Here is a 15,800-nt window from a genome sequence, read left to right as displayed (position 1 = left end):
CAAGCTTTTTATTTTAGTCGTTTTTATGGAAGTCTTTTGTGAAATAAAGGAAGAGTTATCCATACTTATAAAAACATAAGTATGGATAAAATAAGGCAATAAGTCTATTTGTTGTTTATATTTGGTAACAATACGGTAAAAATACCCAATAATGGTAGAAAGGCGCAATATTGGTAAACTTGCTCAATACTGGTTTGGTCTGCAATATGACCCAAAACAGCAGCACCAACACCTCCCATACCAAAGGCTAAACCAAAGAATAACCCTGAGACCATCCCTGTTTTACCTGGGATCAATTCTTGAGCGTATACCAAAATAGCCGAGAATGCCGAAGCTAAAATCATCCCGATGATCACAGTCAGGACGCCCGTCCAGAATAGTGACGCGTGAGGTAAAATCAACGTAAATGGGGCAACACCAAGGATAGAAAACCAGATAACATATTTACGCCCAATTTTATCGCCAATTGGACCACCAATCATGGTACCCGCCGCAACGGCGAATAAAAATACAAACAAGTGAATTTGGGCGTTTTGTACCGAAACACCAAACTTATCGATTAAATAGAAAGTGTAGTAGCTGCTAATACTCGCTAAATAGAAATATTTTGAGAAAATTAAAATTAATAAAACGCTGAGCGAGCCAATCACCACTTTGCGGGGCAGTACTTTAATTTCTCCGTGAATGACGGGATTTTTCTTTGCTGCACGATGCTGCTGTTTATACCAACTGCTAACTTGCAAAAGAATAATAATGGCGAGTAATGCTGCTAACGAGAACCAGCCGATGTTGCCTTTGCCATAAGGTTCAATAATCAGTGCAGCGAGTAGAGGGCCTAATGATGCACCGAGGTTACCGCCCACTTGGAAAAAGGATTGTGCTAAACCATGGCGTCCACCGGATGCCATCCGCGCGACTCTTGACGATTCGGGGTGGAAGACAGAAGAGCCAGTACCCACTAACGCAGCGGCTATTAAGATGGTTGGGAAGGTTTCTGCCATCGCTAATAACAGTAATCCCGACAAGGTAAAACTCATGCCTATCGGCAAGGAATAGGGTTGTGGGTGCTTATCGGTGTAATAACCAATAATCGGCTGTAAAAGTGATGCCGTGACTTGATAAGTGAGGGTGATCATCCCAATCTGAGCGAAGCTAAGGGAGAAATCAGATTGTAATAAGGGATAAATTGCTAATATTAGCGACTGGATCATGTCATTCAGTAAATGAGAGACACTGATTGCCGTCAGAATACTGAATACGGTTTTTCCCGTTTTATTGGCGGGTTTGGCTCCGCCATTCGCTGCTGTTTGCTCACTCATGATCGTCACTTTATTTAGTTTGTTGCGTAATTGTAACCAATATAACTAATATAGAAATTATTTAAATGGCAATATGAGTGGAATGAGTAAATTGGTGGAAAATATTAGTCGATCCAGATCTCATTTCTTTGTAACAGCATTCTGTTTGTGCATAGCCGCTCAGATCTTGCCATCATTTTTATGCTATAAGACTGAGTCTATTAACACATGGCTTATTAACTCATAACAAACTACGTAATCGGTAGAGATTTCTATACCAGCAGGGAGAATGTATGAAACTGACATTTAAAGCATCCGCATGCGCATTAACTGTCTCGTTAGCGCTGCTACCCGCAGCGATGGCAAATGCGTGGGAAAAAGATAAAACCTATAACATCACTATTTTGCATACTAACGATCACCATGGTCATTTTTGGCACAATGAAAAAGGTGAGTATGGCTTAGCGGCACAGAAAACTGTGGTTGATGAAATTCGTGACGAAGTGGCGAAGCAAGGCGGCAGTGTTTTATTACTCTCGGGTGGGGATATTAATACCGGTGTACCAGAGTCTGATTTACAAGATGCCGAGCCAGATTTTAAAGGGATGAATTTAGTGGGCTATGATGCGATGGCGCTTGGTAACCACGAATTTGATAACCCGCTAGACGTCCTCAAACAGCAAGAAAAATGGGCAACGTTCCCATTCTTATCTGCCAACATTTATCAGACCAGTACAGGAAAACGTCTATTTAAACCTTATCAAGTCTTTGATAAGCAAGGCGTAAAAATTGCTGTTTTAGGTTTAACGACGGATGATACCGCGAAAATCGGTAATCCTGCGAACTTCCCTGATGTTGAATTCCGCGTCCCTGCTGCTGAAGCCAAAAAAGTGGTGGAAGAGCTACGCGCGACAGAGAAACCTGACATTATTATCGCGGCAACCCATATGGGGCACTACGATGATGGTAACCACGGTTCTAACGCACCGGGGGATGTGGAAATGGCGCGCAGCTTACCAGCGGGCTACTTAGATATGATAGTGGGTGGTCACTCACAAGATCCTGTTTGTATGTCTCAAGAGAATAAAAACTACAAACAAGAAGACTATGTGCCGGGAACCCCATGTGCGCCAGACAACCAAAATGGCACCTGGATTGTTCAAGCCCATGAGTGGGGTAAATATGTGGGTCGCGCCGATTTTGAATTCAAAAACGGTAAATTCACCTTAAAACATTATCAGCTGATCCCAATTAACCTGAAGAAAAAAGTGAAGAAAGACGATGGTTCATCGGATTATGTCTACTACACGCAGGAAATTACCCATAACCCTGAAATGACAAAATTGCTAACCCCTTATCAAGATAAAGGTGACCAGCAATTAGGTGTGAAAGTCGGTTCAGTGGAAGGCAAGCTGATGGGCGACCGTAATAAAGTGCGCTTTGAGCAAACCAATATGGGGCACTTACTGCTAGCGGCTCAAAAAGAGCGTGCAGGGGCTGATTTTGCCATTATGAGCGGCGGTGGTGTGCGTGACTCCATCGAAAGCGGCGATATTACCTATAAAGATGTCCTGAAAGTTCAGCCATTTGCTAACGAATTAGTGTATGTGGACTTTAAAGGTGAAGAGGTTCTGCCGTATCTGCAAGCGGTCGCTAATATGAAGACCGACTCTGGTGCTTACGGTCAGTTCTATAATGTGAGCCTGACTCTGAATGCCGATGGCACAATCAGCGACGTGAAGATTGATGGCAAGCCAGTCGATAAGAACAAAACTTACCGGATGGCGACATTAAACTTTAACGCCATTGGCGGTGACGGTTATCCAGCTATCGATACTCACCCTAATTACGTCAACACTGGTTTTGTGGATGCGGAAGTGCTCAAAGGCTATATTGAGAAACATTCTCCATTAAAAGCCGCTGATTACGAGCCAAAAGGTGAGATTGTTTATAAAAATAAATAATCGCTAATCAGTATGAAAAAGCCCCTTTTGGGGCTTTTTGTTTTTTACGATTCTTTTTTAATATCTGCAAAGCTGGCATTTAGTACACTCGCCAGATCGCTTGGGGCGAGTTCTAAATCCAAACCGCGCTTACCGCCGGAAATAAACATGGTCGTAAATTCTTGGGCTTGGCTATCAATCACGGTTGGAAGTCGCTTTTTCTGACCTAATGGGCTGATCCCACCCAGCAAATACCCCGTGGTTTTTTGGGCAATTTGCGGATCGGCCATTTCCACTTTTTTGACTTTAAATACTTTGGCGACAGATTTGAGATCAAGCTGCCCAGAAACTGGGGTGACAGCCACCGCTAAGGTTTTTTGATCTCCATTAAGTGCGACTAATAAGGTTTTGAAGACTTGCTTGGCATCTAAGCCTAATTTTTGGACGGCTTCATCACCAAAATTACTCTCATTTGGGTCGTGATCATAAGGGTGTAGCGTGAAGTTAATTTTTTGTTTTTCCAGTAATTTTACTGCCGGAGTCATAATTATTCCTTTTCTTTTTTTAATGACTGGGTTTTATCAATTATCGTTTCGTAAATAATCAATTAAGCTCTGTTCCCCAAATAAATGCAGAGCCCCTACCGCAACCACATAATTACCTGCTGGCAACGTTCTCAGCTTGCTCGCCCATTGCTGATTACGCTGGGTCATCAGCACATTATAAACCCCTTCGCTAAAGGTATTGGGTAATGTAACGCAATTTTCTGGTTGAAAATCTAGCCACCAGCTAATCATGGTTTGCAAGGAGCGGGCATTGGCGCGCCAATGGATTAAGGTATCTTGCAATAAGGGCAAACCATCATCGGGTAAATCGAGCAGTAATTGCACTTGGGAGTCGACACCTTCTAGCTCAATGATGGGCTTATTTTGGGCTAGCGCGTTATGGATCAGTTGGTAGTCAATCCCGTAGTGACCCCGTAAACCCAACAACTGCGCTTGGGTGGCTTGCATGGTCAGGGCGACTTGCCAAGAGGGGAGATGGTCAAACTGAGTGGGGGATTGGCGTATTTCTTGGCAGTATTGCAAAAACAGGGCGAACTCGGCGTCCGTTAATCGCTGTGAAATTGGTGATATCAAGGCGGTAGACGCTGGAAATGGGGAGTTTGCTTGAGTGATATCCGCCTCAACAATCAGCCCGTCTGCATGGTTGATTTTATCGAGCAAGGTTGCGGATAAGGGAAACATATTTTCAGTTCCCATATGAATACTGCCAACAATGTGCAGCTTTATATTATTAGGTAAGCGAACATCAACAGCAGGATAAGGATAATTCGGAGCCACTCCCCGGTGCAGCCAACTTTTTAAGTTTTCGAGTAGTTTTCCCATGTGATATTTATCCTGATTTAACGATTGAGACAAACAGAGTAAACAATCTTGTGGGAATTTGCGAATCACACCGCACGATACGGTCTATGAATAAAATAGGGTCTATCACTAAACAGAAGAACTGCCGATAAAAAAATAGCGCCTCATTATCAGGCGCTATTAATTATATTACGTGAATCATTATGCAAATTAGTCTTTGCGCTTCAATAGGCTTAATAGAGCGAATAAACCAAACGCACTAAAAATTAATTCTATACCGATTAATGCGGTTAACAGCGCAATAGAGGTAATAGGACCATTGCCAATTAATAAATAAGCAATAAAGAAGTCCAGAACCCCGATAATAATCTGCATCCAACCACCCGCAGATTTAATTTGCTGGATACCGGCATACAGGCGCATTACCCCGCCAATAATAAACAGCGCCGCAATCACCATTGCCATGGCGATTAAGCCCTGTAAAGGCTCTTTGATAAATGCATAACCGACGATGCAGTAAATAATCCCGATGACAAATCCAAAGAGACGAGACCAACCCGTATAGATAGTGGTGCTCAGGATGCTCACAATGGCTCCGACGCCACTTAAGATTAATAACACGCCTACAATAGCACTGACGGCAATGCCAGAAGCGACCGGATTAGCTAAACAGGCGATACCACCTAGCAGTAATAACACGGCGAGAACCGCCAAAATATTACGTTGCTTCTTCACGTCACCATTGGCTAAGTTGGTGAGTTTTTCGCGATTAATATTTAACATGGAACCCTCAAACAGTGAAAATAATTAAAATCACTTAATTATAGAACAGGAATGATGAAGTCACTGAGGTATTCGGGCGATTTATTGCGTTGAGTCAAAATGTTGGAAAAGCCACCTTTAAGGTGTAAAGGTGGCTTGATAAGGCTATTTTTCAGGTTTGAAACGTAATAAACGGTTGGCGTTGCTGACCACGGTAATGGAAGAGAGCGCCATGGCGGCTCCTGCCACAACAGGGTTCAATAACGTGCCAGTAATTGGGTATAAAATACCAGCGGCAATCGGAATACCTAACGAGTTATACACGAAGGCCCCAAACAAGTTTTGTTTCATATTACGCAGAGTCCCTTTGGAGATAGACACTGCATCGGCAACGCCATGTAGGCTTTGGCGCATTAAGGTAATTGACGCAGTTTCAATCGCAATATCACTGCCGCCACCCATGGCAATCCCAACATCAGCGCGAGCGAGGGCGGGAGCATCGTTAATACCATCACCCACCATCGCCACTTTATGACCCTTGGCTTGCAAAGCTTCAATTGCCGCAGATTTTCCGTCTGGCATTACGCCGGCAATCACTTCATCAATGCCTGCTTCTTTGGCGATAGCGTTGGCTGTCACTGGGTTATCCCCTGTCAGCATCACTAAGCGGAATCCTTGTTTATGCAGACGAGCGAGGGCGCTGATACTGTCTTCACGCAATGGGTCGCGAACAGACAGCAATGCCGCAATTTTACCATCAACTGCCAATAGCACTGGCGTGACCCCAAGAGACGCTTGTTGGTGGAGCGTTTCATCGATTTCACGGGTATCAATTTGGTTTTCAGCCAGCAGTTTTTGATTGCCAAGTAACACAGTTTTACCATCAACAACCGCGGTGACACCTAATCCAGCGAGCGTTCTAAACTGCTGATTGGCAACCGCATCCAGACCTTTGGCACGATTGACAATGGCGCGTGCTAGTGGGTGGTTAGAGCCACTTTCGAGGGACGCCGAAAGCTGCAGAGCTTGTGACTCATTAAAGCCGTTGAACAGGTGAATGTCGGTAACTTGTGGCATGCCTTCAGTCAAGGTGCCCGTTTTGTCAAAAACAATGGTATCGAGGTTACTGGCTTGCTGTAACGCATCGGCATCACGCACCAATACGCCAAATTCTGCAGCACGGCCTACACCGGATATAATCGACATCGGCGTTGCAAGGCCTAAAGCACACGGACAGGCGATAATCAGTACCGTGGTCGTGATAACCAGTGCGTAGGTAATTTGTGGAGCGGGCCCCACGAAGTACCAAATTGCCCCTGAAATCACGGCAATAGCCACCACGACAGGGACAAACACTGCCGAAATTCGGTCAGCTAATTGCCCGATTTGTGGTTTACTGCTTTGCGCTTGACGGACTAAGTGAATAATACGCGCTAAGGTAGTTTGGCTACCTACTGCGGCAGCGCGAAATAACACGGTACCATCTTGTACAACGGTGCCTGCGTGTACCGCATCACCACGGCTTTTTTGCTGCGGGATAGGTTCACCCGTTAGCATCGCTTCATCCAGCCATACTTCGCCTTCAATAATTTCACCATCGACAGGGACACGATCCCCTGTGGTTAAGCGTAAAACCATGCCTTGTTTCACTTGGGCGAGGGGCATATCGACTTCCCCTTGTTCGGTGACAACGCGGGCCGTTGGTGGCGTTAAATCCAACAATCGCTCTAAGGCTTTGGAAGAACGCTGGCGTGCGCGCTGCTCAAGGGCATGACCTAAGTTAATCAAACCGATGATCATGGCGCTGGCTTCGTAATAAAGATGGCGAGCTTGTTCTGGGAACATCTCAGGCCAAATATTGACAACAATCGAGTAGAGCCAAGCTGCCCCAGTACCTAAGGCAACCAAGGTATCCATGGTGGCGCTGCCATTTTTTAAGCTTTGCCATGCACTGCGATAAAAATGCCCACCTGCAAAAATCATCACCAACAGCGTTAACACCCCGATAGTGAGCCAAATGTTGTGGTTATCAGCGCTTAACATCATGTTGTCGCCAATCATACCCCAAATCATCACGGGCACACCTAAAGCAAGGGCTAGCGCAGACTGCCAACGGAAGCGGCGCATATTAGCTTGAGCGACTTCTTGCTGGCGTTCACGGCGCTTGGCGTCATCTTGGATGATTTCAGCGCCATAACCTGCTTTTACGACAGCTTCAACCAGCTCATCGGGTTTAGCGGTTCCTGTCACTAACGCACTGCGTTCCGCTAAGTTCACTCGCGCGTTTTCCACGCCAGGTACGCTATTAAGTGCCTTTTGTACTTTGCTGACGCAGCTGGCGCAAGTCATGCCATCGAGCAATAATTGAATGCTGTCATCGGTCACCGCAATTTCAGGTTGTTCGCCGAGGTCAGACTCTTGTGCCGGAATATCGCAAACTGCCGCTGAATCCGTTTCCGGCTGTTCAATTGATGTTTTCAGCGGCTCAGTTTTTGGGGAACTAGCACCTTCTTGGGCAAGTTCAGCGTGGAATCCTGCGCCTTCTACTGCTGCGATTAAATCGGCTGCGGAGGCTGTGCCATAAACTTTCGCCAGTTGAGTATCCACAACCGCAGCAGCAACACCTTCAACAGCTTCTAATGCTTGCTGGGTTTTCCCTGCGCATTTCATGCAGTTTAAGCCAGAGAGTTGCAACTCTACATTTGGCGCAGTGGCTTCAGTGGCTTCATAACCTGCATCGACAATGGTTTGAATGAGGGATTCGGCGCTAGCGCTGCTTTCAATCACCGCGTAATCAATAGTGACGTTGACCGATTCAACATCAGGGCGTGCTTGCAGTGCTTTTGTCACGGAGCCGACGCAATGCATGCAGCTCAAGCCTTGTAAGGATAGAATTATTTTCATTTTTGATTCTCCGAGCCTTCTCATAATGAGGGGCTATAATTTGTACACAAAATCAGTCTATAATCCGCTATGTAGTTAAGGTTAAACCTTCCCACAAGGGGAAGGTCAAGGGGAATTATGAATATTAGTGAAATTGCCAAAAAAACCGGTCTGACTGCCAAAGCAATTCGCTTTTATGAAGATAAAGGGCTGATCACACCACCGGAACGCGGGGATAATAGTTACCGCTATTATCAAGCCAGACATCTCGATGAATTGATGCTCTTGAAGCAAGCCAAAGATGTGGGGTTTACGCTGGAAGAGTGCGGAGAATTACTGGGATTGTTTCGTAACCCAAGCCGCCACAGTGCGGATGTGAAAAGTGCGACGATAGCAAAAATTGATGAAATTCAGCAGACGATTTTAAAGCTGTCGGCGATTCGGGATACGTTACAAGAGTTAGTGGATGTCTGCCCCGGTGATGAAGGGGCAGACTGCCCGATTATTGACCATCTGGCGCGTGGCTGTTGTCACCATGGTAAGGCTTAACTTTTAGGGTGTTTCCGTCCACGGCGGTCACTTCCACTTCGGCCTCAGCTTTTAAAGGGACGTCGCTGTATACACGCCAACTGCCATCGGCAAGGCGTACGCGGCTAAATCCCTCTTCGGTATCCGTCAGTAAGCGCGCTTTGACGCCAACTAGCTGGTGGCTGATTTGGTTGACATCATCTGCGCTGCTGGCCTTGCGGTGGCTGAGCCATTTTCGCCATAAAACAGCGGAAACAACGGTAAACACCGCAAATAAGATACCTTGCCATTCCCAGCTGAGAAATGGCAACGCAAAGGAGATCACTCCAACAGCGACGGCAGCAATACCAGACCATAATAGGTAGCCACCAGTACCAAGAAGCTCAGCAATCAGCAATAGTCCCCCAAGACATAGCCAAAACCAGACGGGTTGAGTGCTGATAAGCTCTATCATTCTTTAGCCTGCTTTTTGTTTGAGCTCGCTTTTTTGCTTTCACCAATGAGTTCAGTGATCCCACCAATCGCGCCCATTAAGTTGCTGGCTTCTAGTGGCATCATGATCACTTTACTGTTTTCCGCAGAACCAATGCTAGTAAGGGCGTCAGTGTATTTTTGCGCCACGAAATAGTTGATAGCTTGCATATCACCCGCTGCAATCGCTTCAGAGACCATTTGGGTTGCTTTAGCTTCTGCTTCAGCCGCTCGCTCACGCGCTTCCGCTTGTAAGAAGGCAGATTGACGTTCACCTTCCGCTTTCAAAATTTGCGACTGCTTTTCACCTTCCGCTTTTAAGATAGCCGCTTGACGAATACCTTCGGCTTCCAGAATATCGGCACGTTTGGTTCGTTCCGCTTTCATCTGAGCGTTCATCGCACTGACCAGTTCTTTTGGCGGTTTGACATCACGAATTTCGATACGAGTGATTTTTACGCCCCACGGGTTGGTGGCTTCATCCACTACGTGCAGTAAGCGGCCATTGATAGAATCACGCTGGGAGAGCATTTCATCCAGCTCCATCGCCCCAAGAACCGTACGGATGTTGGTCATGATGAGGTTCAGAACGGATAATTCTAAATTGCTGACTTCATACGCTGCACGCACTGGGTCAATCACTTGAATAAAGCAGACCGCATCAATGGTGACGTTGGCGTTATCGCGGGAGATAACTTCTTGGGATGGAATATCAAGGACTTGTTCCATCATATTGATACGGCGACCAATTTTATCCATAAATGGCACTAAAAGGTGTAAACCCGGCTGTAAAGTGCGGGTATAACGCCCAAAACGTTCAACCGTCCACTGGAAGCCTTGAGGTACCGTTTTTACGCAAGTGGTAACGATAACAACGGCAATAATGACAAGAATAATAACGGGTAACGCACCAGACGTGAGCAAATCCATAGATAATCCTTAACTAGTAAAGTAATGAATAAACTTGGCGACGGAACTTGCTCGCAAGTGCATCAGCTGTTCCCATTGCTGACATGATATCCATCATGGTTTTTTTGATTGCGCCATCCCCTGCGTTTAAGTCTTTGCGTAAGAAGGTGAGCAGCATGTCTAACGCCTCTTCATTGCGATTAACTTCGTGAAGCTTTAACGCCAGTTGAACGGCTAACGTGGTATTTTCTTGATCTTGATTGAATTCTTTTATCAGCAGCTGAATTTCTGGGGTATCCGCAGCTTGCTTGGTTAATTCGATTTGAGCCACTAATCCTTGATAACGGCTGTCTTTATCTTGCATTGGCACAGTGGCTAACAAAGCTTCAGCATCATCAATTAAATGTAAACCAATTTGCACTTCGGCTAGCAAGAGCGTGATATCGCTGTTTTTAGGCGCAAGCTGGTTGGCTTCTTTCAGTAATGGTAGGGCTTCTTGAAGTTTGCCCTCTGCCACTAATTCAGCGGCTTGCGCGGCTTTTAACTCTTCTGGGCTTGGTAATACGCGAGAGAGTATTTGCAGTACAGCATCTTCAGGTTGTGGGCCTTCGAAACCATCAACCGGGCGACCATTTTGCAGTACATAAACCGTCGGAACGCCTTTTAAACCAAACTGGCTGGCGATCATTTGTTCTTCATCACAGTTAACTTTGGCGAGGATAAACAGCCCCGCGTAGTCTTGAGCTATGCGCTCTAACATGCTGGTGAATTCTAAGCTTTGTGGGCTACGTGGTGACCAAAAGTAGAACATGACAGGCACATTCATGGATTGTTCGATGGTCTGGTGTAGGTTGGTCTCGTTAATATCAATAATTTGTGCGTTAGCTAACATAAAGAGTCTCTTTAAAATTCGTTATTAATCATGTCAATGAGATGGGGGCTTAGTTCTGTTTTTTCAATCTTTCTTGCCCTGACCCACGAGAACTTTGTCCATCAGCTTATCGGGTAATACGCGTTTTAGTATACGCACAAAAACCGTTAATAATGTGACAGAGTAGCGTACATGTGGACGTGGACTCTCTAATGCTAAAATCAATTTTTTGACCACATCCTCAGGATATAGCGTAAATTTTGCGGCAATCCCCGGATTCTTAACCGGCTTATCTTGCTGAGTTTGTGCCACATTTTGGGTAAAGGCACTGTGGATGGGACCTGGCTCAATTAAGCTAACGTGGATACCAGAACCTTGTAACTCCAAGCGCAATGCATCTGACCAGGCTTCCAGTGCATATTTACTGGCGGCATAGGCTCCGCGACCGGGCGTTGAAATAATCCCCATTACGGAGCTGGTTTGCACGATGCGACCTTCATGGTGTGGCAGCATGGCGGGAAGCAGCAGGAAGGTCAATTGGTGAACTCCGAAAAAATTACTGGAGAATTGGGATTCCAATTGTTGGCGGCTCACCGTATGTAATGGGCCATATACTCCGAAACCTGCATTATTGAATAATCCGAAAAGTTTCCCATTGCAGAGCGTCAGAACCTGCTGAGCAGCGGCTTCAACACTTGCAGGATCGTCTAAATCTAACGCCACAGTTTCGAATTCAAGTGCTTGTAATCGTTCAATATCAGCCTGTTTTCGACAGGTGGCTATCACGCGATAACCACGCTGTTTTAAAGTTTGTGCAGCGCACAATCCTATGCCACTTGACGCTCCTGTCACTAATACCGTTTTTTGCATAACTTTACCTACTCTGGGCTAAATGTTCGCTATCATATTGGTTCATTATAATTTATTTACCTAACAAATTTATTTAGCTAATAACTTTATTATTGTTAATAAGGTTATTTGGCTAATAACATTATTTTGATAACAAATAGGGCGATAGCTGTTTTTCCATAAAATCTGCAATCGTGGGCTGGGCCTGTTCAGTAGGGTGAATACCATCAGGTTGGATCCATTCTGGCTTGGTGATCACGCTTTCCATAAAAAATGGGATCAGCGGAAGGTGATTTTTTTCAGCCAGCGTTGGGTACACTTTTTCAAAGCTGGATGTGTAGCGTTTACCGTAGTTTGGCGGGATACGGATTTGCATTAAGAGCGGTTTAGCACCATTTTGCTCTATTTGGTCAATAATCTGTTGTAATGTTATACCTAACTGTTCAACAGATAGCCCTTGCAAACCATCATTAGCTCCCAGCTCAATCAGCACCCAATCAGGTTTATGCTGGGCGAGGAGAGTGGGGATACGCTCTAACCCTTGAGAGGCGGTATTACCACTGATACTGCCATTAATAACTAAAATCGGTGGCGACTTTTTTTGCCAACGTTCGGCAAGTAATGTTGCCCAAGCTTGCTCGGCTGGTATTCGATAGCCTGCACTAAGACTATCACCGAGGATCAATAGTTTCGTTGCCGCGAGTGTTTGTCCACTCGCGGTGACTAACAGGAGAAAAACCAATATATGTCGGCGCAAAATATTCTTGAAGTTCATCATCTCATTAAACGTGTTGGTCAAGGTGAACATGAACTGACTATATTGCAAGGAGTTGAGCTAATTGTCGAGTCTGGTCAGACAATCGCCTTAATTGGTGAATCGGGGTCGGGAAAATCCACCTTGTTAGGTATTATCGCTGGATTGGATGACGGCACTAGCGGAATCGTGAAATTGCTTGACCAAGACTTAACAACCATGGACGAAGAAGCGCGGGCGCGGCTACGGGCGCAAAGTGTCGGCTTTGTTTTCCAATCCTTTATGCTTATTCCAACCTTGAATGCGCTTGAAAACGTTCAATTACCTTCATTGCTACGCGGCGAATCCGAAGCCAAAAGTCATCAACAGGCGGTGAGTTTACTGACGGATTTAGGGTTAGGAAATCGCTTAAAGCATATGCCAGCTCAGCTTTCGGGCGGTGAACAGCAGCGTGTGGCATTGGCGCGGGCATTTAATGGCCAGCCTCAAATCTTATTTGCTGACGAACCGACAGGGAACCTAGATCGCCATACGGGAGATAAAATCGCCGATTTGTTATTTGCGATGAATAAAGAGCATGGCACTACGCTGATTTTGGTCACCCATGACAATGAGTTAGCTGCGCGTTGCCAACGTCGACTACGGTTGGTTGACGGGCAATTGAGGGAAGAGTCATGATTTGGCGCTGGTTTTGGCGTGAATGGAAAACGCCATCTCTGTTGATTGTGTGGCTAGCATTAACCTTGGCAGTCGCTTGTGTGCTGGCATTAGGACGGATTAGCGATCGTATTGAAAATAGCATGAGCTATCAGAGCCAAGAGCTACTCGCGGGGGATTTGGTGCTGCGTTCGTCTCATCCGAGCGAGCAAACATGGCTTGCCGCGGGGCAGCAAGCAGGGCTGACGTTGAGCCAGCAAATTTCATTTTCGACCATGGCGTATTCTACTGCTGATGAAGAGGGGCGTCCTCAGTTAGTGTTAGTGAAAGCGGCAGATGCGAGTTATCCGCTATATGGTGACTTAGTGACCGAGCCTGCGGGATTAAAACCCACCAAAGGGCATATTCTTGTCGCCCCGAGATTATTGGAATTACTGAACTTAAAGGTTGGCGAACAGATTGATATCGGCGATGGGACGTTTACGATTTCAGGGACGTTAATTCAGGAACCTGATAGTGGTTTTAACCCATTTCAGATTGCGCCAAGGGTATTGATCTCGATTGAAGATGCGCCATTAACAGGGGCGATTCAAGTTGGAAGCCGCTTAACGTATCGCGATATGTTTGCGGGTTCTCGCCAAGTGATTGATGCATTCAAAGAGAAATATGATGCTCAGTTACGTAGCGATCAGCGCTGGTATACCTTGGATGATGACAGCGGCGCGGTGGGGAAAACCTTTAAGCGTGCTCAGCAATTTTTGCTGTTATCGGTGTTGCTAACACTGTTATTGGCGATTGCGGCGGTGGTGGTGTCGATGACCCATTATTGTCGAAGCCGTCACCAACTGATAGCGGTATTAAAGACCTTGGGGGCTGACCGAAGTGCGCTACGTAAGTGGATTATCGGCCAGTGGTTAGTGATTTTAGTGGCTGCGGCATTATTAGGTTCTTTGCTGGGACTGGCTTTTGAAGGCATTTTAATGCAAATATTGTCGGCAATGTTACCTAAAGCCTTGCCGAGCGCCAGTTTTTGGCCGTGGATTTGGGCGGTGGCAACGTTATTTATTATCGCGATTATTGTGGGGATCCGTCCTTACTACCAATTAATGGGAACCCAGCCTTCTCGAGTGTTACGGGAAGATGCCAAATCACCAATTTGGCCGCTGTATTATTATTTGCCTGTGGTTACGCTAATTGTGGTCGGCGGGTTATTCCTGTTTGCGGGGGTAAACCCACTATTATGGTCAATTTTGCTGGGGATTGTTGTGGTGGCCGTGCTGCTTGCCGTGATCGGTTGGCTAGGACTGTGGTTGCTGAGGAAAATACAGTTTCGCCAGCTAAGTTTGCGTTTATCAGTGAGTCGCTTATTGCGCCAGCCATTACAAACTATCACGCAGATGAGCGCGTTTTCACTGTCATTTATGTTATTGGCGTTGTTGATTTTGGTTCGAGGGGATCTTTTAGATCGCTGGCAACAGCAGCTACCCGCGGATAGCCCGAATTATTTTCTGATCAACATGACTCAGTCTCAGCTTGCCCCCGTAACGCAGCTTTTAAAGCAGTACCAAGTCACACCAACGGAGTTTAATCCGGTTGTGTTAGCGCGTTTATCGGAAATTAATGACCAGTCTGCGATTGAGTGGGCGGATACTCGCGACCCTAATAATAACACTGTTAGACGAGAGCTTAGCTTGACGTGGCAATCAACATTGCCGCCAGCGAACGAGTTAGAGCAAGGGAATTGGCCGCCGAAAGCGGGAGAAGTTTCCATTGAGCAAACCGTCGTTAAAGAGTTGGGACTAAAAATTGGCGATAAATTGACGTTCAATGCGGGCTCGCAGATTTTCACGGCTAAAGTGAGCAGTATTCGTAAAGTGGATTGGGAAAGTTTGCGCCCAAATTTCTACTTTATTTTTGCGGAGGAAACGTTATCGCCAATGCCAGAAACATGGTTGAGTAGCTTCCATTATGATGGTGATGGACAACTGTTAACACAACTGAGTCATCAGTATCCGACAATTAATGTGCTGGATACTGGCGCAATCATCACGCAAATTCAGCAGATTTTACAGCAGGTCAGCCAAGCTTTAGAAGTGATGGTGGTCTTAGTGATTTTCTGTGGCTTATTATTGTTACTCGCACAGATTCAAGTCGGTATGAGCCAACGAGAGCGGGAGTTAGTCGTGTATCGTACCCTTGGTGCGAGCAAAAAACTGATGCGCCGTACTTTATGGAGTGAATTTGCCTTACTCGGTGGAATGGCTGGGCTTGCTGCGGCATTTGGGGCTGAAGTCGCGCTATGGTTACTGCAAACTAAAGTGTTTGATTTCCCGTGGCAGCCAGAATGGCGTTTGTGGGTGCTATTACCGCTCTGTGCTGGGTTCTTGTTATCGGTGTGTGGCGGTTGGCTGGGACTGCGATTACTCGGCACTGGTAACCAACATCGCCGATTATCAAACGGTTAATGGGAAAAAAATAGAATAGCGACTGAGGTGGCTATTCTATTTG

The 15,800-nt window shown here is 45.9% G+C and carries 14 protein-coding genes; 4 read left to right on the top strand and 10 right to left on the bottom strand.

Annotated features, from left to right (window positions below; genetic code table 11):
* Positions 1 to 104: 104 nt before the first annotated feature.
* Positions 105 to 1,319, bottom strand: coding sequence for an MFS transporter (locus tag LDO73_RS13225; protein ID WP_224058416.1), 1,215 nt, complete (start codon positions 1,317 to 1,319; stop codon positions 105 to 107).
* Positions 1,320 to 1,591: 272 nt separating this feature from the next.
* On the opposite strand from LDO73_RS13225, the gene ushA reads away from it, so the two are divergent.
* Positions 1,592 to 3,262, top strand: coding sequence for a bifunctional UDP-sugar hydrolase/5'-nucleotidase UshA (gene ushA / locus LDO73_RS13220; RefSeq protein WP_224058414.1), 1,671 nt, complete (start codon positions 1,592 to 1,594; stop codon positions 3,260 to 3,262).
* 44 nt (positions 3,263 to 3,306) lie between these two features.
* On the opposite strand, the gene ybaK is transcribed toward ushA, so the two are convergent.
* From ybaK to copA, 4 genes are all read right to left on the bottom strand, one after another.
* A complete protein-coding gene (gene ybaK / locus LDO73_RS13215; RefSeq protein ID WP_224058412.1) occupies positions 3,307 to 3,786 on the bottom strand; it encodes a Cys-tRNA(Pro)/Cys-tRNA(Cys) deacylase YbaK in 480 nt (159 codons plus the stop codon).
* Between the two features lie 36 nt (positions 3,787 to 3,822).
* The gene (locus LDO73_RS13210) at positions 3,823 to 4,629 is read right to left on the bottom strand and encodes a TraB/GumN family protein (RefSeq protein WP_224058410.1); all 807 of its coding nucleotides are present in this window, start codon (positions 4,627 to 4,629) and stop codon (positions 3,823 to 3,825) included.
* 189 nt (positions 4,630 to 4,818) lie between these two features.
* Entirely contained in the window at positions 4,819 to 5,391 is a 573-nt protein-coding gene (locus LDO73_RS13205; protein WP_224058408.1) for an HdeD family acid-resistance protein, read from the bottom strand.
* A 144-nt stretch (positions 5,392 to 5,535) separates the two neighbouring features.
* A complete protein-coding gene (copA, locus tag LDO73_RS13200) occupies positions 5,536 to 8,274 on the bottom strand; it encodes a copper-exporting P-type ATPase CopA (RefSeq protein ID WP_224058407.1) in 2,739 nt (912 codons plus the stop codon).
* Between the two features lie 117 nt (positions 8,275 to 8,391).
* Here copA and cueR point away from each other — a divergent pair, with 117 nt between their 5' ends.
* On the top strand, positions 8,392 to 8,802 hold the full coding sequence (gene cueR / locus LDO73_RS13195) for a Cu(I)-responsive transcriptional regulator (RefSeq protein WP_154637801.1): 411 nt from the start codon (positions 8,392 to 8,394) through the stop codon (positions 8,800 to 8,802).
* On the opposite strand, the gene LDO73_RS13190 is transcribed toward cueR, so the two are convergent.
* The 5 genes from LDO73_RS13190 to tesA form a co-directional block, all read right to left on the bottom strand.
* Positions 8,756 to 9,235 carry an NfeD family protein gene (locus LDO73_RS13190; RefSeq protein ID WP_224058405.1) on the bottom strand — a complete coding sequence of 160 codons (480 nt, stop codon included), beginning with the start codon at positions 9,233 to 9,235 and terminating at the stop codon, positions 8,756 to 8,758. The two genes, cueR and LDO73_RS13190, sit on opposite strands and share 47 nt — an antisense overlap.
* Positions 9,232 to 10,182, bottom strand: coding sequence for an SPFH domain-containing protein (locus tag LDO73_RS13185; RefSeq protein ID WP_224058404.1), 951 nt, complete (start codon positions 10,180 to 10,182; stop codon positions 9,232 to 9,234). Before LDO73_RS13185 ends, LDO73_RS13190 begins: the two co-directional genes overlap by 4 nt.
* Positions 10,183 to 10,195: 13 nt before the next feature.
* Positions 10,196 to 11,053, bottom strand: a complete 858-nt coding sequence (locus LDO73_RS13180; RefSeq protein WP_224058402.1) for a co-chaperone YbbN — start codon at positions 11,051 to 11,053, stop codon at positions 10,196 to 10,198.
* Between the two features lie 63 nt (positions 11,054 to 11,116).
* The gene (locus LDO73_RS13175; protein WP_224058400.1) at positions 11,117 to 11,902 is read right to left on the bottom strand and encodes an SDR family oxidoreductase; all 786 of its coding nucleotides are present in this window, start codon (positions 11,900 to 11,902) and stop codon (positions 11,117 to 11,119) included.
* A 121-nt stretch (positions 11,903 to 12,023) separates the two neighbouring features.
* Positions 12,024 to 12,659: a multifunctional acyl-CoA thioesterase I/protease I/lysophospholipase L1 gene (gene tesA, locus LDO73_RS13170; protein WP_224058398.1), complete on the bottom strand. Its 636-nt coding sequence runs from the start codon at positions 12,657 to 12,659 to the stop codon at positions 12,024 to 12,026.
* Between tesA and ybbA the strand changes: the two genes are divergently transcribed.
* Both ybbA and ybbP read left to right on the top strand, forming a co-directional pair.
* Positions 12,627 to 13,313 carry a putative ABC transporter ATP-binding protein YbbA gene (gene ybbA / locus LDO73_RS13165; protein WP_224058396.1) on the top strand — a complete coding sequence of 229 codons (687 nt, stop codon included), beginning with the start codon at positions 12,627 to 12,629 and terminating at the stop codon, positions 13,311 to 13,313. The genes tesA and ybbA overlap by 33 nt on opposite strands.
* On the top strand, positions 13,310 to 15,757 hold the full coding sequence (gene ybbP / locus LDO73_RS13160; protein WP_224058394.1) for a putative ABC transporter permease subunit YbbP: 2,448 nt from the start codon (positions 13,310 to 13,312) through the stop codon (positions 15,755 to 15,757). Before ybbA ends, ybbP begins: the two co-directional genes overlap by 4 nt.
* The last annotated feature ends 43 nt before the right edge of the window (positions 15,758 to 15,800 follow it).

It is taken from the genome of Providencia alcalifaciens (genome assembly GCF_915403165.1).
Classification (GTDB): Bacteria; Pseudomonadota; Gammaproteobacteria; order Enterobacterales; family Enterobacteriaceae; genus Providencia; species Providencia alcalifaciens_C.
This window is presented reverse-complemented; position numbering and strand designations above follow the sequence as displayed.